Below are 21,792 nucleotides of genomic sequence, written 5' to 3'. Positions count from 1 at the left end.
CTTCAGGGCTTCAGGAGAGTGCCGTTTCTCGCTTCAGCAACTGCTGCTTGCGTTCGACGCCCCAACGGTAGCCGCTGATGTCGCCATCCCGGCGCACCACGCGGTGACAGGGGATGGCCACGGCAATGTGATTGGCTGCGCAAGCCATGGCGACCGCCCGCACAGCCTTGGGGGCGCCGATACGCTCGGCGATGTCGGTATAGCTGACCCGGCTGCCGACCGGCACCTCGCGCAGGGCCTGCCACACCCGCTCCTGGAACGCTGTGCCTTGCACATCCAGCGGCAGGGCCAGGCCCAGCGCCGGGGCTTCGACGAAGCCGACCACCTCGGCGACCAGCCGTTCATAGGCACTGTCACCGCCAATCAGGCGGGCCTTGGGGAACTGGTCCTGCAAGTCGTAAAGCAAGGTTTCGGGGTCATCGCCCAGCAGGATCGCACAGATGCCTTTATCACTCTGTGCCACCAGGATCGCGCCCAATGAACATTGGCCCAACGCGAAGTGAATAGTTGCTCCGGCACCGCCGGCGCGGTACTGCCGTGGGCGCATGCCAAGGCGTTGGTCGGCGCTGGCATAGAAGCGACTGTTGGAGTTGTAGCCGGCGTCGTAGATGGCATCGGTGACCGAGCGCTGGCCGTCTTCCAGATGCGCGCGCAGGCGCCGGGCGCGAAAGGCAGTGGCGTAGGCCTTGGGCGTAACGCCGGTTTCGGCCTTGAACAGCCGGTGCAGGTGGAACGGGCTGACGGCCAGTTGCGCGCTTAGCTGGTCGAGGCTAGGGGTGGGGTCGCCGGTTTCAATCAGGCGGCAGGCACGGGTCACCAGCTGGCTGTGGCGGTTGGTGCTGGCATTGGCGGGGGCGAAGCAGCGTTTACAGGGGCGATAACCGGCGGCTTCGGCGCAGGCAGGTGTGTCGAAGAACTCGACATTACTGCGTTTGGCCAGGCGCGACTTGCAGTTTGGATGGCAGTAGATGCCGGTGGTGCGCACGGCGTAGACGAAGTGGCCGGTGGCAGCGGCGTCGCGGGATTCGACGGCTTGCCAGCGTTGGTTGGAGGTGGTGAACGCAGTCATGGGTAAGCTTCCAGATCGTTGTGGCGTGTGCCCGGAGGGGGGCCGTTACAGGCAATGCCGAAACCTCAGGCCCGCCACAGGTACCAGGCCGCCACGGTGCGGTAAGGCCGCCAGCCGCCGCCCAGCGAGCGCATTTGCGCTGGCGTCGGCGCCTTGTCCAGGCCTTTGAGCCGACGATAGCCCTCGCGCACGCCAAAATCGTCCACCGGCAGAATGTCCGAACGCTCCAGGCTGTAGATCAGCAACATTTCCACCGTCCACCGCCCTACCCCGCGTAACCCTACGAGGCGCTCGATCAACGCCTCGTCGGCCATGGCCAGCGCCGCTTCGCGTGTAGGGACCAGCCCTTCCAGCCGGGCTTGGGCAATGCCTTGGATCGTCGCCATCTTGCTCGCCGAGAAGCCGCAGGCGCGCAGGGTTTGCGGGGCAACCGCCAACAACTGCTCGGGCTGCGGGAACGCATCCTCCGGGAACAGCGCCAGCAACCGCCCGAGGATGGCCTCGGCCGCACGGGCATGCAGCTGCTGGTAGGCAATCGCCCGCACCAGTGCCTCGTACGGTTCGCGCCCAGGCGTAGCCTGGTGCAGACAAGGCCCGGTCGCCGCGATGTGCCGCGACCAGTCCGGGTCCAGTGCCGCCAGGTGTTCGCTGGCTTCGCGGTAAGCCTCAGGGGAAAGGTCGGCCAGAATCATGGCACCTCCATCAGGTCGATTGCAGGTCCAGCTTAGCGCAGCCGTTCATCGGACAAACGCCGGATCTTGCTCGGCTAATTCCTGGCATGCCATTGCCCCGCGCCATCATCCCCGCATAGAATTGAGAACTGTTCACATTCGCACATTCCATGGGACCGGGTCTTCGCAACGATGCAGATCAACGACACGCTCAAACCGGCCGAGGTCGCTCTGCTCTACCAGTCCCACCATGCCTGGCTGCGGGGCTGGCTACGTAGCCGGGTGGGTTGCAGCGAGCACGCTGCCGACCTGGCCCAGGATACCTTCGTGCGCGTGTTGCGCGCGCGCCAGGTGTCGCCGCTCAAGGAGCCGCGCGCCTACCTGAGCAGCATCGCCCGTGGCCTGATGATCGACCAGTTCCGCCGTCGGGCCCTGGAGCGGGCTTATCAGGAGAGCCTGGCTCACCTGCCCGAAGCCGAAGTGCCCAGCGAGGAAGATCGGCTGGTCATCCTGGACGCACTGGAACGCCTGGACCGAGCCTTGCACCAACTCAAACCGCGCGCCCGCCAGGCCTTTCTGCTGGCCCAGCTCGACGGTTTGAGCATTGTGCAGATCGCCCAGGATCTGCAAGTGTCCCGAGCGACCATCGAGCGCGACCTCGCCACCGCCCTGCGCGTCTGCTATCGGTTGCGTTATGTCGACGCCTGATGGCACACCTGCGCAGGCGCAGGTTGACCAGGCCATCGACTGGCTGGTGAAGCTGCGCTTCGACAGGCCCTGCCCGCGTACTCAGCAGCAATTTCAGCAATGGCTGGCCAGCCACCCGCACAACCCCTTGGCCTGGCACCGCGTGAGCATGCTCGGTGACGAACTGGCCGGCCTGCCCAAGGACCTGAGCCGGCGCACCCTGGACGGCAGCCAGCAACAACACAGCAGCCGTCGCAGCCACCTCAAGCTGCTGGCGCTGCTGACCGTGGGCGGCAGCCTGGGCCTGGCTGCGCGTGAGCCGTTGGGCTTGCCTGAACTGCTGGCCGACAGCAGCACCGCTACCGGCGAGCGCCGGCAGTTGCGAGGTAGCGATGGGAGCCGTATCCAGTTGAACACCGCCAGCGCCATCGACCTGCACTACAGCAGTGCGCAGCGCCGGCTGGAGCTGGTACACGGCGAAGTGAGCCTGGAGAGTAACCCCAACGACAATCGCCCGTTTCTGATCGAGACACGCGTCGGTCCGCTGGCCACTGTCGACGGCCAACTGCTGCTGCGAGAAAACAGCCAGGGCCTGCTGCTAGCCGTGCGCCGCGGTGCGGTCACGCTGTTTCCTGCATCAGCCACGGCCCGGCAGGTACTGCCAGGTGAGACCTTGCAGGTGTCGACCAACGGCAGCTTCCAGGCCGTGACCCTGCATAGCGACCCCTGGGGCTGGACAGACGGTGTGCTGAGCGTGCAGCAGATGCCACTTGGGGAGTTTGTCGCCGAGTTGGCGCGGTATCGCCCAGGCCTGCTGCGCTGTGCGCCCGAAGTTGCGAACCTGAAGGTGTCTGGCACCTACCAGCTGAGCGATACCGGGGAGATCCTGCAACTGCTCAGCCATAGCCTGCCGGTGCGGGTGGAATACCGCACCCGGTATTGGGTAAGTATTGGAGCAGCTTGACGCCTATGTGGCCCCGCAGGGCCGCGCAGGCTTGTCAGTCCGCTACCGCTCGCAAGCGCCCCGCAGCGCGGAATGACTGCCGGGCAAAGCACACGAACAACCCAGCCATCAGCGCCAGCGCCATCGGCAAGCCATGCGGCGCCACGCCCATCGCCGCGCCACTGACCAGCGGCCCGACCAGGCTACCTACACCCCACAGCAAACCCACGCTGGCATTGGCGGTTACCAGGTCCTGGCCCTTGAAGCGCTGGCCAATCAGTACCAGTGCCAGGGTATAGATGCCCCCTGCCACTGCGCCCAGTACCACCAGCAGGGGCCACAGCAGCCAGGTCATGTTCAGCAGCCACGGCAGGCCGATGCCGATCGCCATCGCCACCAGCCCGCACACCAGGTGCAAGCCGGTACGCTCGACGCGGTCGGCCAGCCAGCCCAGCGGCAGCTGGAACAACATGTCGCCGGCAAACACCACGGTCACCATCAACGCCGCCACGCCCACGGCAAAACCATGGCTGCTGGCATACACCGGCAACAGCGACAGCACCACGGCATCGAAGAACGAGAAGAACAGTACCGCCATGCACAACGACGGTGCCACCCGAAAGAACCCGGCCAGGCCGAAGCTCTTTTCGCCTTCTTCGTGTTCGACATGGTCGTTGGGCACGGTCAGCACGATGCACAGCAGCGCCAGCCCGTAACAGGCGGTCACTACGCCAGTGATCCATGGGCTGTCGGCGCCCAGCACGGCGAGCATGGCCGGGCCGAGTACCTGGAAGCCAGTGAAGCTGGTGGCGTACAGGGCCATGATCTTGCCGCGGTTGTGCTCCGGGCACAGTTCGTTGACCCACGACTCACCAAGGATGATGGCGATACCCATACCCAGACCCAGGCCCAGACGCAGCAGGGCCAGCAACCACAGCGAGCCGAATGCCGGCTCGAGCAAGGCAATGCTGACCGTGCACAGGCTGAAGCACAGCAAGTAGATGGTGCGCCGGGTGAGATGGCGGCAGCAGGCATCCACCAGAAATGCCGAGAGCATCATGCCTGCCGCCGGGATGGCCGAGAGGATGCCGATTTCCAGGGTGCTCGCCCCCGCCTCATGCAGGCGCAACGAAACCAGCGGCAGGCTGGCCCCCAGGCTGAAACCCACTACCGATACGGCGAACAACAGGCCCGCCAGCAAACGCATGTTCATGTACCACTCCTTGCCAACCGAAAAGACGTGCAGACACAGGCGCGCACGCCGGGATGGCGGGCGACGCGAAAGCGCAGATCAGTTCAGGCGAGATGTGGCGAGAAGGTGAAGGCAAACAGCACGCTGCGGCGGCGCTTGAGCACCGTGTCGCTCGGCCACGCACGACGCAGGGCCTGGAGGGCAGGCTGACGGGCGCTGGGCAGGGACTGGGAACGGCGCATTGCGTTGGCTACTTTGTGGGCATTGAAAAAAGAGGCGGCACTCTAGGCCAACAGTGATCAAATCGTCAATTGTCGGGGCTGCAGGGCAGCCCCCGGCAATTTCAGCGCTTGCCAGTGCTTGGCAAGAACACCGCCAGCAGCCCGAACAACGGCAGGAACGAACACACCCCATAGACATACTCGATGCCACGCAGGTCCGCCACATACCCCAGCAGCGCCGCGCCGATCCCGCCAAAGCCGAACATCAGCCCGAAGAAAATCCCGGCAATCATGCCCACGCTGCCCGGCACCAGTTCCTGCGCGTACACCACAATCGCGGAAAACGCAGACGCCAGGATAAAGCCGATCACCACGCTCAACACCGTGGTCCAGAACAGGTCGGCATACGGCAGCGCCAGGGTGAATGGCGTCACGCCCAGGATCGAGAACCAGATCACCGCCTTGCGCCCGATGCGGTCACCGATCGGTCCGCCAAAGAAGGTACCGGCCGCCACCGCACCGAGGAACAGGAAGAGGTGCAACTGCGAGCTGGCCACCGACACACCGAACTTTTCGATCAGGTAGAAGGTGAAGTAGCTGGTGAAGCTGGCCATGTAGAAGTACTTGGAGAACACCAGCAGGCCCAGCACGATCAGCGCCGCGATCACGCGCTTGCGCGAAATGCCATGGGTGGCCTGCACCGCCTTGCGGGCCTTGGCCTGGTTGAGGTGTTCCTTGTACCAGCCACGCAGCATCAGGGTGACGCCAAGGAAGAACAGCGCGGCCACGCCAAACCAGGCGACATGGGTCTGGCCGAACGGGATCACGATGGCCGCTGCCAGCAACGGGCCCAAAGCGGAACCGGTGTTGCCGCCAACCTGGAACGTGGACTGGGCCAGGCCAAAGCGCCCGCCCGAAGCCAGCCGCGCGATACGCGAGGTTTCTGGGTGGAAGGTTGACGAACCAATGCCGACCAGCGCTGACGCCAGCAAGATCATCGGGAAGCTGCCGACGAACGCCAGCATCACGATACCTACCAGTGTGCACAGGGTGCCGAGCGGCAAAAGGTTGGGCGTCGGCCGACGGTCGGTGAAAAAGCCAACCCAGGGCTGCAACAACGAGGCGGTGATCTGGAAGGTCAGGGTGATCAGGCCAATCTGGGCGAAGCTCAGGTTGTAGTTGGCCTTGAGCATCGGGTAGATCGCCGGCAATACCGACTGGATCAGGTCGTTGATCAAATGCGCCAGGGCACAGAAACCAATGATGCGCATCACCAGAGGCGTGGCTTGGCTTGCCGCTGCCTGGGTGGATGCGGTGGAGGCACTACTGGTGGCCATTGGGCTGAATCTCCGTCCTCGGGTTGGGATCCGATTATCGGGAAACAAATAGATACATAGCTACCTTTTTTATCCCCTTATCGCCGCGTACTTGAAAATGGTTCTCAATATAATTAGCATCCTTGTCCAATCATCCCTGTCATCGTTGGGCAAATAGCCCCTATCGTGAGCAGACCGACCCATGAACCCGATGCCCGCCAAGCAGCTGAAGCCCGACCCACAGCAGGAAGCGCTGGAGTGGTTTTCAGTGCTGCGCCAGCCCGGTTGCGACGAAACCCAGCGCCAGGCATTCGGGGCGTGGTGCCAGGTAGCGCAGAACGCCCACGCCTACGCCGAACTGGAGGCGTTCTGGCAACAGCTGCAACCAGCACCCGCCCGACCTCGCCCAAGACCAATAACCGTGCGCCGCAGCCATTTGGGCAAATGGCTGGCGCTGGTCTTCTTGCTAGGGCTGGGGACTGCCGCTTACCTGTACTGGCCGCTGATGCAGCGCCTGGCTAGCGAGCTGCACACTGATACGGGTGAGCGCCGTAGCACACGCCTGGCAGATGGCACCACCTTGAACCTGGACAGCGCCAGCGCGATGAACGTCGACCTGCGCGGCCGCACCCGTCAGCTGCATCTGGTGCAGGGCCAGGTCTATCTGGAGGTCATGCTCGACGGGCGTGCCATGGAAGTGGCTGTGGGTAACGCGCGCATCCAGGTATACGGCACCCGCCTACAGGTAGCCCGCCACGCCAACCATGACGAACTCGTGGTACTCACTGGCAAGGCCATGGTGGTTCAGGGTGGCGAGCAGCGCCTGGTCTCGGCGGGTGAGCGCGTCACGTTCGACGACACCCGCATCGGCCCGCTGCAGAAGGTTGACCTGAAGACCGCCGATAGCTGGCGCAACGGCCGCCTGAAGGCCATCGACATGCCATTGGGGCAGGTGCTGGAGCGCTTGGCCAGGTATCAGGGGCAGCGGCTGTGGCTGGTAGATGAACAAGTGGCCCATCGCCGTGTCAGCGGCGACTTCAACCTGGACCGGGCTGGCGAAACCCTGCAATCCCTGGCTGCCGCCCAGCATCTGCAGCTACACCGGGTGCTCGGGCACTGGCTTGTGGTGCGCTGAAACCAGGCCTGGCCGCTAAGTTTTTGAAAGCGTGCAAATTTTTTTTGAAATGAGTGTTGACAGGGGGGCCGTTCAAGAGAATAATGCGCGCCATCGGCTACATAGCTCAGTTGGTTAGAGCATAGCATTCATAATGCTGGGGTCCGGGGTTCAAGTCCCTGTGTAGCCACCAAACAAGACGAAGGGCTTACCGCAAGGTAAGCCCTTTTTCTTTGCCTGAGAGAAAGTTACCGCATCGAAGGCAGCCACTGCACACACAAGGGTTTGCAATGGCCCCCACCCCGCCTCCGATCGTCGTCTCAGCGAATACCGCTCACCGCCACCGTCAAGCCAAGCCCGATCAACGCCAGGCCTATCACCCGGTCCACCAGCAGTTGCCGGTCGATCATCGCCTTGCGCAAGGGCGCGCTGGAAAAAAACACCGCCACCAGGCTGAACCACAACCAGTGGGCAAGGGACATGAACGCACCGTAGGCAAACGCCAGCTTCAACGAGCTGCCGGGTTGCACCACTTGGGTGAAGGCACTGATGGCGAACAACATGGTTTTGGGGTTCAGGGCATTGGTCAGAAAGCCGATGCGAAGGGCTTGCAGCACGGTGGCAGTGGAACGCTCGCCACCCTCCAGGCTGATGCGCCCGGTGTTGGTCAGTGATTTGTAGCCCAGGTAAATGAGATAACCGGCGCCCAATACCTTCATGGCCATGAACAGTACCGGGGTCTGACTGATGATCACGGCGATGCCCAGCACCGTGTACAACACATGCACCTGTACTCCCAATGCGATACCGACCGCGGCCGCCAGCCCGGCCTGGCGGCCTTGTGCATAACTGCTGCGAGTGACCATGGCGAAATCGGCGCCAGGGCTGATGACGGCGAGCAAGGTGAACAGGGTGACGGCGATGAGTTCGGTCATGCAAATGGCGCTCGATAGACGATGAAAATACACAGACGGGGTGATTATCGAGGGCTTATGAACGCGTAAAAATCGATTTATAGTGAGGCATATCTGATAGTTTTTCTCACACAGTCATAATGCCAGTGCCGGCCAAAAGGGATGCCATGAAACTGCCGCCACTCAACGCCTTCCGCTACTTCGACATTGCCGCCCGGACCGAGAGCTTCGTGCGCGCCGCTGAGCAGTTGCACGTCACCCACGGCGCGGTGAGCCGCCAAATACGCCTGCTGGAAGAAAACCTTGGCATGGAGCTGTTCGAACGCCGCAACCGGGCCATTTTCCTCACCCCTGCCGGCCGCGCCCTGCAAGGCACCACCCAGGCGATTTTCGAGCAGCTGGAAGGCGCCGTGCAGCGCTTGCAGCACCAGGCCCGCGACAATGTGCTTGTGCTGTCCTGCGAGCCGACCATCGCCATGCGCTGGCTGATCCCGCGGCTGCCCCGCTTTCATACCGCCCATCCCGACCTGCAGTTGCACCTGGTGGCTGCCGGCGGGCCGCTGGACTTCGCCCGCACTGGGGTCGACATGGCCATCCGCCGTGACGACTTCCACTGGAACAACCAGCTGTTCAGCCAGAAGGTCTGCGATGAATGGATCGGTCCGGTGTGCCACCCCGCCGCCAGCGCCAGACTCGATGGCCAACGGCTGCTGCACAGCACCACCCGCCCTGCTGCCTGGCCCACCTGGCTGCGCCTGAGCGGGCAACAGGCGCGGCACTGCGAACGCAGCGACTACGAGCATTTCTACCTGTCGATCCAGGCCGCCAGCGCCGGCCTGGGCTTGGCCATGGCCTCAGCCCTGATGGTGTGCGACGAACTCGACAGCGGGCAGTTGCAGGCGCCATTCGGCTTCGTCCGCGACGGCTCGGCCTATCACCTGCTCAGCGCGCAGCCCTTGGCTGACAGCGGCAAGCGCCAGCGTTTCGCGGAGTGGGTGATGGAGGAATGCCAGGGCTGCCTGGCTCATTTGGGCTTGATGCAGAACGATGACCCGGCGCTGCCGTCACCACCCCAGGTGCGATAACCGGCAGTATCCACATGGATGCGGCCTGACGGGTAGCGCCCCAAGCCCATGTTCCACGCCTGGCCGTGTTGCTGCCAGAAGCGACACAGCGGGTTAGGATCGGCCCAGGCGGGCAGCAGCACATCAACGGCAAAAGCGCGGGTATGAGCACTGTTGGCCGCTCCGCCAGCGCAGGTGTTCAGCCGCGGCTCACGGTAGGCCGACACCACTTCGAACTGGCGCAGGACGCCTTGGTCGTCGAGGGTCTTGAGCAATGAAAGGGTCGAACGTACGGCTGGCCAGTTGCTGGCGGGCGGCACCGCGAAGGGCGACGCGTGGCACAGCTTCCAGTCCGAAGCCGAGCGTAGCAACTGGTGGATGGGCACTACGCCGTACAGGCGGGCATCCACAAGCATTTCACGGAAGGGCCGGGTTTGATGGTCGCCTGCCCATTGGGCGAACATCCAGACATCACGTTCATCGGCATGGGCAGCACTTGCTGCCAGCAGGCATGCGCTCAGAAACAGCTTCCTCATCCTTTACCCGTCCGTGCATGGCAATCCTGGTCTTCTGACTTTAGCGCGATACCCGTGGACGTGGATCAGTCTTCAAGCAAGGTGCAAGCCATGACCAGGGCGTCCTCACGGCCACCGGCGATCGGGTAGTAATCACGGCGGCGGCCGATTTCGTTGAAACCGTAACGCTCGTACAACCGGTAGGCCGACTGGTTGCTGGCGCGCACCTCCAGGAAGCATTCGCGGCCATTGAGCTGGTAAGCACGGGCCATCAGGTGCTCAAGCAGGCGCAAGCCGAGCCCGCAGCCCTGGTTTTCCGGCTTGACGGTGATGTTGAGCAGGTGCGCCTCGTCGATGATCACGTTGATCACCCCATGGCCCACTTGCTGCTGGCCATCGAACATCAGCCACACTTCGTACGATTTGAGCGCATCCTGAAAGATCCCGCGGGTCCAGGGGTGACTGAACGCGGCATATTCGATCTTAAGTACGGCATCCAGATCCGCCTCGGTCATCGGGCGAAAACTGATCGATTCACTCATTCAACGCTCTTCCAGCGCGCCATCAGCTGGCGCATGGCTTTCCAGACGTCCGCCTTGCGCTGCGGCTCGTCCATCAACAGTTCAAGGCCCGGCAAGGCCCAGGCGTCGCCCAGGCCGTCGAGCTTCAGGGTTTGGTAATAGGCTTCGGCGTCGGCATTGGCAGCAAAGCGCGCTGCTGGCAGGCCGACCAGCCACAGGCAGGTGCACGGGGCGTCTTCCAGGCGCGCCTGGACAAAGCCCTGGACGAAATCGCGGGCGGCTTCCGGGCCCTGGTCCATGTTGCCGCGCACCAGCAGCGGCCAGCGCACCGGTTCGCCGATGATCTGCGGGGCGTCGGGCAGGCCGGCGGCGCGTAGCATGTCCTTGAGCAGCAGGTAGGACGGGTCGCGGCTCTGGAACGGCTGACCGGTGGCCAGCTCCACCAGCAGCAGGCAGCTGCCGGCACGCAACAACTGCAGCGCGAAACGTGGCGGCGGCACGGGGGCCGGGCGTGGAGGTGCAGGTTGCTCCTCGGCCTCGACAGGCTTGGCGGCAGGCTTGGGCGCACTGCCCGGGCGCGGGATCTCGATTTTCGGTCGCTCGCCGGAGCGGGCCTGGGGCGCGACCGGTGCCTCGTTGCCCGCGGGTGTCGGCCGAACTTCGAAATCGATGTCTTCGACCGGCGCCACCGGCAGCAGCAACTCGGGCCGCGACGGTGCGGCGAACGGCAGTTCGGCGCGCGGCAGCCAGTGCACCACTTGCATGGCGGAAAGGAAGGCGCGGCGACGGGGTTCGGTCAGCAAGGGGCGGATATCCGAGGGGCTCAAGACAGTTGGGCATTCTAACGTGTACGCCGTGGCTTTTGCAGCGCCTATCAGACCGAGCGCCGCCCGCGCGGCGCATCGCGACGCAAGGCCGCTCCCACATTTGTTTCGGGCCAGTCATGCCTGTGCCATTGGCGCGCGTACCCTGGGTGCACGACGCGATATCGAAGGGGACAAGCAAGGGACCGCGCGCCAATGGATCAGGATTGATTGGCCCGAAACAAATGTGGGAGCGGCCTTGCGTCGCGATGCGCCGCGCGGGCGGCGCTCGATCTCCACACCACCACAAAAACAACGCCATACACCCACAAACAAAAAGGTTATCTCTCATTACAGACCAAGGGGTGAAAACCTCCCCCCCGGATGCAGTACAATCGCCCCCTTTTTCTTGGCAACGAGTCGAAGCCAATGATCGAACCCAAGCGCGTCCTGCGCGCCCTAGCCGAACACTGGGCCCTGATCGAGCCGCTGTGCGAGCGTTTCGACCAGGGCACCCTGAGCCTGGTCGAACTGCGCCAGCATGTGGCCCGCCAGCAGGTCGAGAGTACCCCGCAGGACATCACCCAGCTGCTCGACGTGTGGATCCGCCTGGATATCCTGGTCCCGGTGGCAAAGAGCCCGAACCGTTTCGAGCTCAACGCGCAGATCCACGACTTCCTCGCCTACCTGCGCCGCGAACACCGCCTGGGCCTGTGCCTGGAAATCGAGGCCTACCTGCGCCACCTGGAGCGCCTTGCCGGGCACATCCAGGATGCCTTCGACAACCGTGACAGTGACGACCTGGCACGCCAACTGCGCCTGCTCGACATGCGCGTGCGCGATGTGCTGAAAAAGCTCGACAATGACGAACAGGCGCTGGTGGCCGTAGCCGAACGGGCCAAGACCAGCAACCGGCAGATTCCCCTGCGCCAGCGTTATGCCGAAGTACTGGCGACCTGGGACGAATATGTCGAGCCGATGATCCAGCTGGTCAACGCCGACGGGGCCTTCGAGCAAGGCGTGCGCAAGGTCGAGACCGTGCTGCTGAAACTGCTGGGTGAACAGGCGCGCCTGGGCCACCTGGTCGACGACGACATGCTGCTACGCACCCATGCGCGCATCCTGGAAATGCAGACCAGCGCCCAGCTGACCTTGCGCCACGCCCGCGAACTGCTGCTGCCGCTACGCGAAGAAGCGCGCCGGCACAACGCCGTCACCCGTGGCGCCGCCTTGGCCCTGTCGGTGATCCGGCGCAAAGGCATCGATGCCGTGCCTCAAGCGGCCATGCCGATGTTTACCCGCCCGCAAAGCACCTTCCTCGGCAGCGCCAGCCAGGTCGAAGCCTATGTGTACGCCCTGGCCCGTTTCGAGCCCAAGCCGGCGCGCTTCCCCAAGGCCCACAAGACCCAGTCCGGCGCCCTGCCCCGGGCCCCACGCACCGTCAAGGAAATGGCCGAACGCTGCGAGCAGGCCTTGCCGCTGCCCGACCTGATGGTCTGGCTGCTGGAGCAGGAGCCCGACGGTGCCACCGACGAACTGCTGTACTGGTTCTCACGCCTGTCGCGGGAAAAGCGCTTCAAGCGCGAACGCCTCGACCGCCGCGAGTACACCACCCAGGAACACCTGGTCAGCCTGCGTTCGTTCGCCCTGACCTCCAGCCGCGAAGACGCCGCCAGCGCGCCTACCGAACCCAACGCGAGCCCAGCCCATGCATCTTGATCTTTCCGAACTGTCCCAGCTCGCGCCGATCTTCCGCGAGCTGTTCAAAGGCTTCCACGTCAGCCGCCGCGACCCCGAGCTGTACGCCCAGCTGTCGAACTTCCAGGACCAGTACCGCACCCTGTTCAAGGCCCTGGGCTTCGAACTGGTGTGCGATACCCGTGGCTTCTACTACTTCGTCCCGGACATGACCGCCGCGCAGGTCAACAAGACCGCGCAGCGCCTGTCGCTGTTCACCTTCATCCTGGTCGAGCACCTGGCTGACCAGGGCCGCGACCCGATGGCCGTGCTCGACGGCGGCAGCATCGGCCGCGACGAACTGCCCTCGCTGCTGGACAAGTACCGCGACCTGTTCCTGCAGGCTGAAGTGCAGACCGTGGACGAGCTGGAAGAGAAAATCCTGCGCCGCATGACTCAACTCGGCTTCGCCCATGAAGAAGGCGGCATCTACCGTTTTCTGCCGCCGATGCACCGCTTCCTCGATGTGTGCCTGTCGGTACAGCAGGACCGCGACCTGGCCGCCACCCTGCACAGCGCCTTGCCGCTGCCGACGCCGGTACTGGTCGAGGAAGAAAGCCCCGAAGAACTCAACCGCACCGACGACCCGCTCGACCTCACGCCTTTCGAGGGCGAGGAAAGCGAAGAGGACGCCCTGGCCCGGGCCATCCGCGAAGAGCAACAGGAGATTGACGCATGAGCCAGGAACGCTACGGCATCCGCCGCTTTGCATTGCTCAACACCGCCGGCTACAGCCTTGGCCTGTTCCCGCTGGAGCAACCACTGTCGGTGTACGGCGCCAACAACCTGGGTAAATCGGCGTCGATCAACGCGCTGCAGTTCCCGATCCTGGCGCGCATGTCGGACATGAGCTTCGGCAAGTACAGCCTCGAGCAGTCACGCCGTTTCTACTTCGCCAGCGACACCTCGTACATTCTCTGCGAGCTGAGCCTACCCCACGGCCCGCACGTAATCGGCGTGGTCGGCCGCGGCCCGGGCGGCGGTTTCGGCCACCAGTTCTTTGCCTACAAGGGCGAGCTGGACCTGGCCCATTACCAGAAGAACGACACCTGCCTGCGCCAGAAAGAGCTGTTCACCAACCTTGAGCGCCTCGGTATCAAGGCCTATGAGCTGAAGCCGGACGAGCTGCGCCGGTTGCTGGTGGGCGGCCACACTTCGGTGCCGCTGGACCTGACCATGATTCCGCTGCGCTCCACCAGCGAGCAAAGCCTGAAAACCTTCCGCGCGCTGTTCATCAACCTGCTGCACATGCGCGAAATCACCGCGGCCAAGCTGAAGCAGCTGTTCCTCGACGCCTTCGAGCACAGCCTGCGCTCTGGCAGCGTCGACTACATCGCTGCCTGCGAAGAGGCCTTCCGCGACGTGCGCCGCATGGAGCAGGACTACAACGCCCTGGTTGCTGCCGGCCCGCTGGTCGAGGCCCTGGCGGGCGGTGTGGCCCAGCGCGATATCCTGCGCGGCAAGCTGCACCGCATTTCTCCGGTGCTCGACACCCTGCTGGGCACCTGGCAGGAATACGCCATGGCGCGCAAGGAAGAGCTGGTAATCCAGTCCGAGCACTACCGTGGCGAGCAGGACCGGCTGCAGAACGATCAGCGCGGTGGCACTCAGGAGCTGATGCGCCTGGAACGCGAAATCACCGGTATCCAGCGCTGGCTGGGGGAGCTGTCGGTGCTCAAGCACCGCTTTGCCCTGGTCGATGACGTCAAGGTCCTGGAGCAGCAACTGCTGGCCGCCAAGGACGCCCACGACGAATTGGCCGGCGCCCTGGCCCAGTCGCGGCAGTTCAGCGCCGAAGACCTCGACGAGCGCGTGCGCGACCTGGAAAAGCGCCTGAAGCAGGTCAGGCAACAACTCGACCACGCCGACAACAACAGCTACGCCCGTCTGCGCGAAGAGTTCTCCCAGCAGGACGTCGACCGCCTGATGCGCCTGTTCAACGGCGCGCTGTTCAGCCTGCCGCTGGGCGATCGTGGCATAGAACTGGACGATAGCGACCTGTGGGTCAAGTCGTTGGAAGCGGTACTGGACGGTTTCAAGGGCGAGCGCTTCGAAGCCCCGGGCCTGGCCATCGACCTGACCAACATCGACCCGCCGGCACTGCAGGCGCTGGCCGACCGCGCGGCCCTGCGCGACCAGAAAGAGCGCCTGGAAAAAGAGCTGAAACAGCTCAAGACCCAGCAGGCCGTAGCCGCTGACCGCTCCGCCTCCAAGGCGCAGACCGAAACCCTGTACCAAGAAGTGCTGGACGCGCAGAAGGCGCTGGAAGACTTCCGCCGCAGCGAAACCCTCGCTGCCGAAGAACCAGAGAAGCTGGAACAGCTGTCGCAGCTGGAAGCCGCCCAGGACGAACTCAAGCGCTCCAGCGATGCCTTCACCGAGCGCGTCCAGCAGCTGTCGGCCAAGCTGCAGCTGGTCGGCCGCCAGATCGGCGATCTCGAATCCAAGCAGCGCACCCTGGAAGACGCCCTGCGCCGTCGCCAGCTGCTGCCGGCCGACCTGCCCTACGGTACGCCGTTCATGGAAGCCATCGACGACTCGATGGACAACCTGCTGCCGCTGCTCAACGACTATCAGGACAGCTGGCAGGGCCTGCAACGCGTCGACAACCAGATCGAAGCGCTCTACGCGCAGGTGCGCCTGAAAGGCGTTGCCAAGTTCGACAGCGAAGACGACATGGAGCGCCGCCTGCAACTGCTGGTGAACGCCTATGCCCACCGTACCGACGAAGCCCTGACCCTGGCCAAGGCCCGCCGCGCGGCGGTTACCGACATTGCCCGGACCCTGCGCAACATCCGCAGCGACTACGACAGCCTCGAGCACCAGTTGGCCCTGTTCAACCGTGAGATCAACAAGCGCCAAGTGTCCAACCTGGAAAGCTTCCGCGTGGTGCTGGCGCCGAACAAGGAAGCGCTCAAGCACATCGACCAGATCATCCACAGTGCTGGCCAGTACGAAGAAGGCGAAACCCTGTCGGTGTTCGACTTGACCCAAAGCGCCGAGCAGGACAACAAGAACGAAGAGGCCAAGGAGTACCTGGCGCGGCTGGTGGCGGCCAACCACAACCAGTTGGGCTTGAAGGATCTGTTCGAGTTGGCGTTCGAGATCACCAAGGTCAACGGCCAGCCGATCATCCACGCGGACATTGACGGTGCGGCGTCCAACGGCACCACCATGACCATCAAGGCGCTGACCAACATGTACTTGTTGCTGCACCTGATGGACCGCGACCTGGCTGGGCGCATCCGCCTACCGTACTATCTGGACGAAGCGGCAGACATTGACGAACGCAACCAGGCGGCACTGCTGGAAACCAGCCTGCAACTGGGCTTCGTACCGATTCTGGCGAGTGTGAAGCCGCAGGTATCGGCGCGTGTTGCGATCGACCTGGAAGGTGGCAGCGGGCCGAATGGCATCTACATCGACGAGGCGGACTGGAAGTTCATCAGCCGTCTGGATGAGGTGAAGGCGGTTGTGCGCGAGGACCAGGCCGAGGAACTGGCCTGATATTGGGTATTGGGGCCGCTTTGCGGCCCATTCGCGGGACAAGCCCGCTCCCACAGGTTCCTCGTAGACCTTGAAGCCTGCGTAGTACCTGTAGGAGCGGGCTTGCCCCGCGAATGGCGGCCGCAGGCCTCCCGGCAACCCACCAGCCCCCACAGCCCCCCGCAGTCCTTGAAACCTGCATAGCACTTGTGGGAGCGGGCTTGCCCCGCGAATGGAGGCCGCAGGCCTCCCGGCAACCCACCAGCCCCCACAGCCCCTCGCAGTCCTTGAAGCCTGCATAGTACTTGTGGGAGCGGGCTTGCCCCGCGAATGGAGGCCGCAGGCCTCCCGGCAACCCACCAGCCCCCCCACAGGCCCCTCGCAGTCCTTGAAGCCTGCATAGCACTTGTGGGAGCGGGCTTGCCCCGCGAATGGAGGCCGCAGGCCTCCCGGCAACCCACCAGCCCCCCACAGGCCCCTCGCAGTCCTTGAAGCCTGAATAGCACTTGTGGGAGCGGGCTTGCCCCGCGAATGGAGGCCGCAGGCCTCCTGGCAACCTACCAGGCTATCAATGAGCCCAAGGCAGTATCGGAATTGCAGTTACCGCGTTCTGCGGGCTGCCCTCGATCATGCGGTCGCTGTACACCAGGTACACCAGCGTATTGCGTTTCTTGTCCAGAAAGCGCACCACCTGCATGGTCTTGAACACCAGCGAGGTGCGCTCCTTGAACACCTCCTCGCCATCTTTCAACTCACCCTTGAAATTGATCGGCCCGACCTGACGGCAGGCGATCGAAGCCTCCGCGCGGTCTTCCGCCAAGCCCAAGCCCCCCTTCACGCCGCCGGTCTTGGCACGCGACAGGTAGCAGGTCACGCCCTCGACCTTGGGGTCGTCAAAGGCCTCGACCACAATCCGGTCGTTCGGCCCAAGAAACTTGAACACGGTGGACACCTGGCCGATCTCCTCAGCCCCGGCCAGCATAGGCAGCGCCAAAGCCACCACGGCAATCGCGCGCGTGAAGAGGCTCATACCAGCACCAGGTTGTCGCGGTGGACCAGTTCAGGCTCGGCGATATAGCCCAGGGCCGCTTCGATGGCATCCGACGGCTGGCCAATGATCTTCTGCGCCTCCAGGGCGCTGTAGTTAGCCAGCCCACGAGCCACCTCGACACCGTCCGGGCCGACGCACACCACCATCTCGCCACGGCGGAAGCTGCCTTGCACGGTCTTGACACCAACCGGCAACAGGCTCTTGTTGGCCTGGCGCAGCGCCTGCACGGCACCGGCATCCAGCACCAGGGTGCCACGGGTTTGCAGGTGGCCGGCCAGCCACTGCTTGCGCGCAGCGAGCATGCCGCGCTCGGGCGACAGCAAGGTACCCAGCCGCTCGCCAGCCTTGAGGCGGTCGAGCACGCGCTCGATGCGGCCACCAATGATGATGGTATGGGCACCGGAACGGGCGGCCAGGCGGGCGGCGCGCAGCTTGGTCTGCATGCCGCCACGGCCCAGGGCACCACCGGTACCACCGGCCACGGCATCCAGCGTCGGGTCGTCGGCACGGGCTTCGTAGATCAGCTGGGCTTCGGGGTTGTTGCGCGGGTCGGCGTCGAACATGCCGTCACGGTCGGTAAGGATCACCAGCAAGTCAGCCTCGACCAGGTTGGCCACCAGCGCCGCGAGGGTGTCGTTGTCGCCGAAGCGGATCTCGTCGGTGACCACGGTGTCGTTTTCGTTGATCACCGGCACCACACCCAGGTCGACCAGGGTACGCAGCGTGCTGCGGGCGTTCAGGTAACGCTTGCGGTCGGACAAGTCGTCATGGGTCAGCAGGATCTGCGCAGTGTGCTTGCCGTGTTCGCCGAAGCTCGATTCCCAGGCCTGTACCAGACGCATCTGGCCGATCGAGGCAGCCGCCTGCAGCTCGTTCATCGCGCTCGGTCGCGAGGTCCAGCCCAGCTGGCTCATGCCGGCAGCCACGGCCCCGGAGGAGACCAGTACCAACTCCACGCCTGCCTCACGCAGCGCGACCATCTGCTCGACCCAAACGGCCATGGCACCGCGGTCGAGGCCCTTGCCATCGGCGGTCAGCAGAGCACTGCCAATCTTCACGACCCAGCGCTTGGCGCCCGTCACCTTGCTTCGCATCTTCTTCCAACCTATGTCGAATCTGTAGATACCGTGGATACAAAAACGCCGCTCCAGAGAGCGGCGTTTAGTGTACTGCAACCGGTCAGTCGCGCACGTAAATGATTTCCGGGCCGTCTTCGTCGTCCTCGAAATCATCGTCCCAACCGTCATCGTCGCCAATGTCGTGCACGCTCTTGACGCCGGTGCGACGCAGGGTGCGGGCATCGTCCAGCGCCTGCAACTGGGCACGGGCTTCGTCTTCGATGCGCTGGTCGAGGTCGGCCAGTTCTTCGGCATAGGCCGGGTCGTTGGCCAGGCGGTCGGCGCGGTCTTCGAGGTAGCGCATCAGGTCGTGGCTGAGCTTCTCGGTACCCTGTTTGGAGATGGCCGAAATCACGTAGACCGGGCCCTCCCATTCCAGGCGGTCGATCACTTCCTGCACGCGCTCGTCGCGCTCGTCATCCATGACCATGTCGGCCTTGTTCAGCACCAGCCAGCGCTCACGCTCCGCCAGCGACGGGCTGAAACGGGTCAGCTCGTTGACGATCACTTCGGCGGCATCGGCCGGGCTGCTTTCGTCCAGCGGCGCGATGTCCACCAGGTGCAGCAGCACACGGGTACGCGCCAGGTGCTTGAGGAAGCGGATACCCAGGCCGGCACCGTCGGAGGCGCCTTCGATCAGGCCGGGGATGTCGGCGATCACGAAGCTCTTCCAGCGGTCGACACTGACCACGCCCAGGTTTGGCACCAGGGTGGTGAACGGGTAGTCAGCCACCTTCGGCTTGGCCGCCGAGACCGAGCGGATGAAAGTACTCTTGCCGGCGTTTGGCAGGCCCAGCAGGCCAACGTCAGCCAACACTTTCATTTCCATCTTCAGGTCGCGCTGATCACCCGGCTTGCCTGGGGTGGTCTGGCGCGGCGCACGGTTGGTGCTGGACTTGAAACGGGTGTTGCCCAGGCCGTGCCAGCCGCCTTGGGCGACCATCAGCTTCTGGCCCGGGGTAATCAGGTCACCGATCACTTCCTGGGTGGAGGCATCGATCACGGTGGTGCCGACCGGCACACGCAGGAACAGGTCTTCACCCTTCTTGCCGGTGCAGTCGGTGCTACCGCCGTTGGAGCCGCGCTGGGCTTCGTGGTGACGGGTGTAGCGGTAGTCGACCAGGGTGTTCAGGTTCTCGTCAGCAACCATGTACACCGAGCCGCCGTCACCGCCGTCACCACCGTTAGGGCCACCGTTCTCGATGAACTTCTCGCGACGGAAGCTCATGCAACCGTTGCCGCCGTCACCGGCTTTGACCCGAATCGAAACTTCGTCAACAAACTTCATTAAAACCGCCTCTCGTCGGCAGACGAGCTGAATGACTCAAAAACATGAGGCTCTTGCAAAAATGAGCGCGGCGGCCCCGTACGACCGTAGAAACCAACGCCGGCAACCCAGACAAACAGCTTTGCAAGAGGCTCACCACAAACGAAAAAGCCCCGTCGCATGACGGGGCTTCTGGAGCGACGTCGCGATTAAGCGGCGACGATGCTCACGTAACGGCGCATGAACTCGCCTTTCTTCTCGAACTTGATCACGCCTTCGATCTTGGCGAACAAGGTGTGGTCCTTGCCCATGCCAACGCCGTAGCCAGCGTGGAATTCGGTGCCGCGCTGACGGACGATGATGTTGCCTGGCTTGATAACCTGGCCGCCATACATCTTCACGCCAAGGCGTTTAGATTCTGAGTCGCGACCGTTACGAGTACTACCACCAGCCTTCTTGTGAGCCATGGTTCAATTCTCCAAATAAATTCAGGGGATCTAGGGGATTAAGCCTGGATGCCGGTGATTTTGATCTCGGTGAACCACTGGCGGTGGCCCATACGCTTCATGTGGTGCTTACGACGACGGAACTTGATGATGCGAACCTTGTCGTGGCGGCCTTGCGAAACGACTTCGGCCACTACTTTAGCGCCAGCAACAACTGGAGCACCGATGGTGACTTCTTCACCGTTGGCGACCAGCAGAACGCGATCGAAGGTCACGGATTCGCCAGTGGCGACTTCCAGTTTTTCGATCTTGAGGAATTCACCTTCAGCGACTTTGTACTGCTTGCCGCCGGTAACGATTACTGCGTAAGACATGGTATTTCTCCGATAATCCTGCTCACCCAGCGCTTTATATGATGAGTATTGGCTGGCATGGCTGCACAGGGCTGGAACGGCCCGGTGCAATTGCGTAAGGCAGGTGCTGCCCAGGAAGTTAGGGTGCGCGATTGTACGCAACCGCGGTTTTGCTTGCAAGTACCGCCCCCGGCCAGCTGGCACCGCGCCTTGACACACCGGGACCTGCGACCTAGCATGCCGCGCAACCTCACTGGAGCAGCCGATGCAACCCCAAACCTTCTACCGTGCGGTGGCTGATGATTTCAGCGCCGTCGACGAGATCATCAAGAAGCAGCTGACCTCGCGCGTGCCGCTGGTATCGAAGATCGGCGACTATATCACGTCTGCCGGTGGCAAGCGCCTGCGTCCCCTGCTGGTACTGCTGTGTGGCAAGGCCCTGGGCCGCGAAGGCGACGACCTGCGCCTGCTGGCCGCCACCATCGAATTCCTGCACACCGCCACCCTGCTGCACGATGACGTGGTCGACATGTCCGGCATGCGCCGTGGCCGCTCCACCGCCAATGCCTTGTGGGGCAACGCGCCAAGCGTGCTGGTGGGTGACTTCCTTTATTCGCGCTCGTTCGAAATGATGGTCGAACTGGGCTCGATGCCGGTCATGCAGATCCTGTCCAAGGCCACCCGGGTGATTGCCGAAGGTGAAGTGCTGCAGCTGTCGCGGGTACGCGACGCCAGCACCACCGAGGAAGTCTACATGGAGGTCATTCGCGGCAAGACCGCCATGCTGTTCGAGGCCTCCACCCACAGCGCCGCGGCGCTGGCCCAAGCCACCGATGAGCAGCGCGAAGCCCTGCGTACCTTCGGCGACCACCTGGGCGTAGCTTTCCAGCTGGTGGACGACCTGCTGGACTACAAGGGCGACTCGCAGACCCTGGGCAAGAACGTCGGTGACGACCTGGCCGAGGGCAAGCCGACCCTGCCGCTGATCTACACCATGCGCGAAGGCACTGCCGAGCAGGCTGCACTGGTGCGCCAGGCAATCCAGAAGGGTGGCCTGGAAGACCTGGAGCAGATTCGTGTGGCGGTCGAGGAATCAGGTGCGCTGAAGTACACTGCCGAACTGGCGCGCGACTACGTGAAACGTGCCATTGCCTGCCTCGAAGTGCTGCCTGCCAGCGAATACCGGGATGCGCTGGTTGAACTGAGCGAGTTCGCGGTCGCGCGTACTCACTGACAGACCGAGTCATCTTCATTCGCGGGCAAGCCCGCTCCTGCACCATCGGTGGGGAGCGGGCTTGCCCGCG

Annotated in this window: 22 protein-coding genes and 1 tRNA gene; 9 read left to right on the top strand and 14 right to left on the bottom strand. The window is 63.7% G+C overall.

The annotated features are described in order from the left end of the window. Nucleotides 1–10: 10 nt before the first annotated feature. Nucleotides 11–1,069, bottom strand: a complete 1,059-nt coding sequence (ada, locus tag E8E68_RS23540; RefSeq protein WP_280345373.1) for a bifunctional DNA-binding transcriptional regulator/O6-methylguanine-DNA methyltransferase Ada — start codon at nt 1,067–1,069, stop codon at nt 11–13. A 65-nt stretch (nt 1,070–1,134) separates the two neighbouring features. Continuing rightward, nucleotides 1,135–1,761 (bottom strand): DNA-3-methyladenine glycosylase, encoded by a 627-nt coding sequence (locus E8E68_RS23535; protein WP_266028658.1) that lies wholly within the window; start codon nt 1,759–1,761, stop codon nt 1,135–1,137. Between the two features lie 171 nt (nt 1,762–1,932). Here E8E68_RS23535 and E8E68_RS23530 point away from each other — a divergent pair, with 171 nt between their 5' ends. Next, entirely contained in the window at nt 1,933–2,448 is a 516-nt protein-coding gene (locus E8E68_RS23530; protein ID WP_280345370.1) for a sigma-70 family RNA polymerase sigma factor, read from the top strand. Next, entirely contained in the window at nt 2,435–3,391 is a 957-nt protein-coding gene (locus E8E68_RS23525) for a FecR domain-containing protein (RefSeq protein ID WP_280345367.1), read from the top strand. The genes E8E68_RS23530 and E8E68_RS23525 overlap by 14 nt, the downstream gene beginning before the upstream one ends. A 34-nt stretch (nt 3,392–3,425) precedes the next feature. Here E8E68_RS23525 and E8E68_RS23520 read toward each other — a convergent pair whose 3' ends face one another. The 3 genes from E8E68_RS23520 to E8E68_RS23510 form a co-directional block, all read right to left on the bottom strand. After that, complete coding sequence (locus tag E8E68_RS23520) at nt 3,426–4,583, bottom strand: MFS transporter (RefSeq protein WP_280345364.1); 1,158 nt, start codon at nt 4,581–4,583, stop codon at nt 3,426–3,428. Nucleotides 4,584–4,666: 83 nt separating this feature from the next. Continuing rightward, nucleotides 4,667–4,804, bottom strand: coding sequence for a hypothetical protein (locus tag E8E68_RS23515; protein WP_266028662.1), 138 nt, complete (start codon nt 4,802–4,804; stop codon nt 4,667–4,669). Nucleotides 4,805–4,905: 101 nt separating this feature from the next. Next, nucleotides 4,906–6,120, bottom strand: coding sequence for an MFS transporter (locus E8E68_RS23510; RefSeq protein WP_280345360.1), 1,215 nt, complete (start codon nt 6,118–6,120; stop codon nt 4,906–4,908). 190 nt (nt 6,121–6,310) lie between these two features. Here E8E68_RS23510 and E8E68_RS23505 point away from each other — a divergent pair, with 190 nt between their 5' ends. Both E8E68_RS23505 and E8E68_RS23500 read left to right on the top strand, forming a co-directional pair. After that, nucleotides 6,311–7,234 carry a FecR domain-containing protein gene (locus E8E68_RS23505; RefSeq protein WP_280345825.1) on the top strand — a complete coding sequence of 308 codons (924 nt, stop codon included), beginning with the start codon at nt 6,311–6,313 and terminating at the stop codon, nt 7,232–7,234. A 95-nt stretch (nt 7,235–7,329) separates the two neighbouring features. Further along, nucleotides 7,330–7,406 (top strand) — tRNA-Met (locus E8E68_RS23500). 127 nt (nt 7,407–7,533) lie between these two features. On the opposite strand, the gene E8E68_RS23495 is transcribed toward E8E68_RS23500, so the two are convergent. Next, complete coding sequence (locus E8E68_RS23495) at nt 7,534–8,148, bottom strand: LysE family translocator (RefSeq protein WP_266028664.1); 615 nt, start codon at nt 8,146–8,148, stop codon at nt 7,534–7,536. 146 nt (nt 8,149–8,294) lie between these two features. On the opposite strand from E8E68_RS23495, the gene E8E68_RS23490 reads away from it, so the two are divergent. After that, nucleotides 8,295–9,212 (top strand): LysR substrate-binding domain-containing protein, encoded by a 918-nt coding sequence (locus tag E8E68_RS23490; RefSeq protein ID WP_266028665.1) that lies wholly within the window; start codon nt 8,295–8,297, stop codon nt 9,210–9,212. Here E8E68_RS23490 and E8E68_RS23485 read toward each other — a convergent pair. From E8E68_RS23485 to E8E68_RS23475, 3 genes are all read right to left on the bottom strand, one after another. Then, nucleotides 9,152–9,727, bottom strand: coding sequence for a D-Ala-D-Ala carboxypeptidase family metallohydrolase (locus E8E68_RS23485; protein WP_177410752.1), 576 nt, complete (start codon nt 9,725–9,727; stop codon nt 9,152–9,154). The genes E8E68_RS23490 and E8E68_RS23485 overlap by 61 nt on opposite strands. A gap of 65 nt (nt 9,728–9,792) precedes the next feature. After that, complete coding sequence (rimI, locus tag E8E68_RS23480) at nt 9,793–10,248, bottom strand: ribosomal protein S18-alanine N-acetyltransferase (RefSeq protein WP_266028666.1); 456 nt, start codon at nt 10,246–10,248, stop codon at nt 9,793–9,795. Next, nucleotides 10,245–11,030: an energy transducer TonB gene (locus tag E8E68_RS23475; protein ID WP_266028667.1), complete on the bottom strand. Its 786-nt coding sequence runs from the start codon at nt 11,028–11,030 to the stop codon at nt 10,245–10,247. The genes rimI and E8E68_RS23475 overlap by 4 nt, the downstream gene beginning before the upstream one ends. Before the next feature lie 429 nt (nt 11,031–11,459). Here E8E68_RS23475 and mksB point away from each other — a divergent pair, with 429 nt between their 5' ends. The 3 genes from mksB to mksF are packed head-to-tail and all read left to right on the top strand — an operon-like array spanning nt 11,460 to nt 16,274. Next, complete coding sequence (gene mksB, locus E8E68_RS23470; RefSeq protein WP_110746880.1) at nt 11,460–12,749, top strand: Mks condensin complex protein MksB; 1,290 nt, start codon at nt 11,460–11,462, stop codon at nt 12,747–12,749. After that, a complete protein-coding gene (mksE, locus tag E8E68_RS23465; RefSeq protein ID WP_266028669.1) occupies nt 12,739–13,446 on the top strand; it encodes an Mks condensin complex protein MksE in 708 nt (235 codons plus the stop codon). The genes mksB and mksE overlap by 11 nt, the downstream gene beginning before the upstream one ends. After that, entirely contained in the window at nt 13,443–16,274 is a 2,832-nt protein-coding gene (gene mksF / locus E8E68_RS23460; RefSeq protein ID WP_266028670.1) for an Mks condensin complex protein MksF, read from the top strand. The genes mksE and mksF overlap by 4 nt, the downstream gene beginning before the upstream one ends. A gap of 547 nt (nt 16,275–16,821) precedes the next feature. On the opposite strand, the gene E8E68_RS23455 is transcribed toward mksF, so the two are convergent. The 5 genes from E8E68_RS23455 to rplU all read right to left on the bottom strand — a co-directional run bounded on the left by E8E68_RS23455 (nt 16,822) and on the right by rplU (nt 20,509). Continuing rightward, on the bottom strand, nt 16,822–17,283 hold the full coding sequence (locus tag E8E68_RS23455; RefSeq protein ID WP_110746874.1) for a CreA family protein: 462 nt from the start codon (nt 17,281–17,283) through the stop codon (nt 16,822–16,824). Beyond that, a complete protein-coding gene (proB, locus tag E8E68_RS23450; RefSeq protein WP_110746871.1) occupies nt 17,280–18,398 on the bottom strand; it encodes a glutamate 5-kinase in 1,119 nt (372 codons plus the stop codon). The genes E8E68_RS23455 and proB overlap by 4 nt, the downstream gene beginning before the upstream one ends. A gap of 85 nt (nt 18,399–18,483) precedes the next feature. After that, complete coding sequence (gene cgtA / locus E8E68_RS23445) at nt 18,484–19,710, bottom strand: Obg family GTPase CgtA (RefSeq protein WP_266028671.1); 1,227 nt, start codon at nt 19,708–19,710, stop codon at nt 18,484–18,486. A 188-nt stretch (nt 19,711–19,898) separates the two neighbouring features. Beyond that, the gene (gene rpmA, locus E8E68_RS23440; protein WP_003247464.1) at nt 19,899–20,156 is read right to left on the bottom strand and encodes a 50S ribosomal protein L27; all 258 of its coding nucleotides are present in this window, start codon (nt 20,154–20,156) and stop codon (nt 19,899–19,901) included. 38 nt (nt 20,157–20,194) lie between these two features. Continuing rightward, the gene (gene rplU / locus E8E68_RS23435; protein ID WP_003247466.1) at nt 20,195–20,509 is read right to left on the bottom strand and encodes a 50S ribosomal protein L21; all 315 of its coding nucleotides are present in this window, start codon (nt 20,507–20,509) and stop codon (nt 20,195–20,197) included. A gap of 244 nt (nt 20,510–20,753) precedes the next feature. Between rplU and E8E68_RS23430 the strand changes: the two genes are divergently transcribed. After that, nucleotides 20,754–21,722: a polyprenyl synthetase family protein gene (locus E8E68_RS23430; RefSeq protein WP_010951940.1), complete on the top strand. Its 969-nt coding sequence runs from the start codon at nt 20,754–20,756 to the stop codon at nt 21,720–21,722. Nucleotides 21,723–21,792 lie beyond the last annotated feature (70 nt).

The organism is Pseudomonas sp. BN607 (assembly GCF_029871175.1).
Lineage (GTDB): Bacteria > Pseudomonadota > Gammaproteobacteria > Pseudomonadales > Pseudomonadaceae > Aquipseudomonas.
The sequence above is the reverse complement of the archived record's forward strand: the minus strand, read 5'-3'. Positions and strand labels throughout refer to the sequence as shown.

What these genes read in the sequence shown, in the direction of transcription:
- ada (WP_280345373.1), bottom strand. Translation starts at nt 1,069, where the DNA reads ATGACTGCGTTCACCACCTCCAACCAACGCTGGCAAGCCGTCGAATCC.
- E8E68_RS23535 (WP_266028658.1), bottom strand. Translation starts at nt 1,761, where the DNA reads ATGATTCTGGCCGACCTTTCCCCTGAGGCTTACCGCGAAGCCAGCGAA.
- E8E68_RS23530 (WP_280345370.1), top strand. Translation starts at nt 1,933, where the DNA reads ATGCAGATCAACGACACGCTCAAACCGGCCGAGGTCGCTCTGCTCTAC.
- E8E68_RS23525 (WP_280345367.1), top strand. Translation starts at nt 2,435, where the DNA reads ATGTCGACGCCTGATGGCACACCTGCGCAGGCGCAGGTTGACCAGGCC.
- E8E68_RS23520 (WP_280345364.1), bottom strand. Translation starts at nt 4,583, where the DNA reads ATGAACATGCGTTTGCTGGCGGGCCTGTTGTTCGCCGTATCGGTAGTG.
- E8E68_RS23515 (WP_266028662.1), bottom strand. Translation starts at nt 4,804, where the DNA reads ATGCGCCGTTCCCAGTCCCTGCCCAGCGCCCGTCAGCCTGCCCTCCAG.
- E8E68_RS23510 (WP_280345360.1), bottom strand. Translation starts at nt 6,120, where the DNA reads ATGGCCACCAGTAGTGCCTCCACCGCATCCACCCAGGCAGCGGCAAGC.
- E8E68_RS23505 (WP_280345825.1), top strand. Translation starts at nt 6,311, where the DNA reads ATGCCCGCCAAGCAGCTGAAGCCCGACCCACAGCAGGAAGCGCTGGAG.
- E8E68_RS23495 (WP_266028664.1), bottom strand. Translation starts at nt 8,148, where the DNA reads ATGACCGAACTCATCGCCGTCACCCTGTTCACCTTGCTCGCCGTCATC.
- E8E68_RS23490 (WP_266028665.1), top strand. Translation starts at nt 8,295, where the DNA reads ATGAAACTGCCGCCACTCAACGCCTTCCGCTACTTCGACATTGCCGCC.
- E8E68_RS23485 (WP_177410752.1), bottom strand. Translation starts at nt 9,727, where the DNA reads ATGAGGAAGCTGTTTCTGAGCGCATGCCTGCTGGCAGCAAGTGCTGCC.
- rimI (WP_266028666.1), bottom strand. Translation starts at nt 10,248, where the DNA reads ATGAGTGAATCGATCAGTTTTCGCCCGATGACCGAGGCGGATCTGGAT.
- mksB (WP_110746880.1), top strand. Translation starts at nt 11,460, where the DNA reads ATGATCGAACCCAAGCGCGTCCTGCGCGCCCTAGCCGAACACTGGGCC.
- mksE (WP_266028669.1), top strand. Translation starts at nt 12,739, where the DNA reads ATGCATCTTGATCTTTCCGAACTGTCCCAGCTCGCGCCGATCTTCCGC.
- mksF (WP_266028670.1), top strand. Translation starts at nt 13,443, where the DNA reads ATGAGCCAGGAACGCTACGGCATCCGCCGCTTTGCATTGCTCAACACC.
- E8E68_RS23455 (WP_110746874.1), bottom strand. Translation starts at nt 17,283, where the DNA reads ATGAGCCTCTTCACGCGCGCGATTGCCGTGGTGGCTTTGGCGCTGCCT.
- proB (WP_110746871.1), bottom strand. Translation starts at nt 18,398, where the DNA reads ATGCGAAGCAAGGTGACGGGCGCCAAGCGCTGGGTCGTGAAGATTGGC.
- cgtA (WP_266028671.1), bottom strand. Translation starts at nt 19,710, where the DNA reads ATGAAGTTTGTTGACGAAGTTTCGATTCGGGTCAAAGCCGGTGACGGC.
- rpmA (WP_003247464.1), bottom strand. Translation starts at nt 20,156, where the DNA reads ATGGCTCACAAGAAGGCTGGTGGTAGTACTCGTAACGGTCGCGACTCA.
- rplU (WP_003247466.1), bottom strand. Translation starts at nt 20,509, where the DNA reads ATGTCTTACGCAGTAATCGTTACCGGCGGCAAGCAGTACAAAGTCGCT.
- E8E68_RS23430 (WP_010951940.1), top strand. Translation starts at nt 20,754, where the DNA reads ATGCAACCCCAAACCTTCTACCGTGCGGTGGCTGATGATTTCAGCGCC.